This window comes from Alcanivorax sp. HI0044 (assembly GCF_001634945.1).
The window spans coordinates 1-1,529 of record NZ_LWEZ01000483.1; the positions used below are offsets into that span (position 1 = coordinate 1).

The window sequence follows — 1,529 nt, forward strand, 5'->3', positions numbered from 1 at the left end:
TGGCATTGTCTATGTGGAAGCGGGCGGCAGTCTGACCATCGAGCCCGGCACACGCATTGAAGGCAAACCCGGCTCCGCCCTGGTAATTACCCGGGACGCCACCCTGTTCTCCCGTGGCCAGGAAAACGCACCCATCGTCTTCACCAGCACCCAGCCGGAAGGCACCCGTACTGCCGGCGACTGGGCGGTGTGGTCATGCTCGGCAGCGCACCGGTTAACGTGGCCAACGCACATATTGAAGGCATTCCCGACGGCGATACCCGGGGAGCCTTTGGCGGCAGCGATGCGGACGGCTCCTGCGGTGTGATGGAATACACCCGCGTGGAGTTCGCCGGCTTCGAGGTCTACGCCAATAACGAATTGAATGGCCTGACCCTGGGCGGCTGTGGCAGCAGCACCATTATTCGTAATGTGCAGGTCCATCGCGCACTGGACGACGGTATCGAAGTGTTCGGTGGCACAGTGGACCTCAAGCACATCATTATTACCGGTGCTGCGGACGACTCGCTGGACTGGGATATGGGCTGGCGTGGCCGGGTACAGTTTCTGGTCGTGCAACAGCATGCCAATGTGGGCGACAATGCGTTTGAAGGCGATAATCTCAAGGCGAATCCGGATGCCACACCCATTTCCGCGCCGGTCATGTATAACGTGACCTTGATCAGCCCGCGCAGCCATGAAAAATACCACCGGGCGATGACCCTAAAAGTGGGCACCGGCGGGCATTTCAACAACATGATTATTGACGGTTTCTCCGGGGAAACCATCGACCTGAAAGGCGGCGAGACCGTGCGCCGTATTCAGGAAGGCGAGCTCACCTTCAACAGTATGATGGTGCATAAAGTGGGCAGCCGTGGCCTGACGTTCTTCGACTCAGAAAACATGGACAATGATGACGATAACGGTTTCGACGAGCGTCGTTATTTCCAGAGCCGTTCCGTGGGCGCCCAGTTTGGCACCGACCCGTTGCTCACCCGCGATGCGACCAGCACCTCCCATCCGGACTTTGCCCCCACCTCACGCTCTCCTGCCCGTAATGGCGCCACGGCGATCACGCAGGGAGAGTTCTGGGATGAAGCAGCGGATTATCTCGGTGCCATGCGCCCGGGCAGCGCGCAGACATGGGCCGACAACTGGACGGCGTTTCCGTTGAATTAGGGAGCCTCTGAATGTCGGCTTACGGCTACGCCTAAGCCGACCTGCGGGACTGCCCGCGATACATCAGTTGAAAGTTCAAAGTAAAAAGTTGAAAAGGAAAACCGGGGGAGCTTTTCCGGTTCCCCTGTCTGAGCTTGTCGCTCAGACCCGCACCTCGACCTGCACTTTTTTCGCAGCGCGCCCCATCATCTCAATGACTTTTTCACGGTCGCGTTTTCTCATGATGTCGCTCTGCACGTGCAGACTGAAGCCTTCCGCTTCATAGTCCACGGCCACCGTTTTGTCCTGCTTCAGGTCCGTGGCGGAGCGGGCCAGGGTGCGCAAGATGGTGTTCTTGTCGAAATTACGGATGCGCTCCAGGTCGATGTGGA

General features: G+C 58.7%; 1 protein-coding gene and 2 pseudogenes. 2 read left to right on the forward strand and 1 reads right to left on the reverse strand.

The genetic code is table 11. The features are described 5' to 3' along the window. Together A3730_RS32540 and A3730_RS05835 are read left to right on the forward strand one after the other, a co-directional pair. A pseudogene (locus A3730_RS32540) lies at positions 1 to 307 on the forward strand (hypothetical protein); the annotation flags it as partial. Then, positions 196 to 1,158: a hypothetical protein gene (locus A3730_RS05835; RefSeq protein WP_231883862.1), complete on the forward strand. Its 963-nt coding sequence runs from the start codon at positions 196 to 198 to the stop codon at positions 1,156 to 1,158. The pseudogene A3730_RS32540 and the gene A3730_RS05835, both read left to right, overlap by 112 nt. A gap of 141 nt (positions 1,159 to 1,299) precedes the next feature. Here A3730_RS05835 and A3730_RS31140 read toward each other — a convergent pair. Further along, a pseudogene (locus tag A3730_RS31140) lies at positions 1,300 to 1,529 on the reverse strand (adenylate cyclase); the annotation flags it as partial.

Excerpts from the sequence above, each read along its gene's own strand:
- A3730_RS05835 (WP_231883862.1), top strand. The coding sequence starts at position 196 with ATGCTCGGCAGCGCACCGGTTAACGTGGCCAACGCACATATTGAAGGC.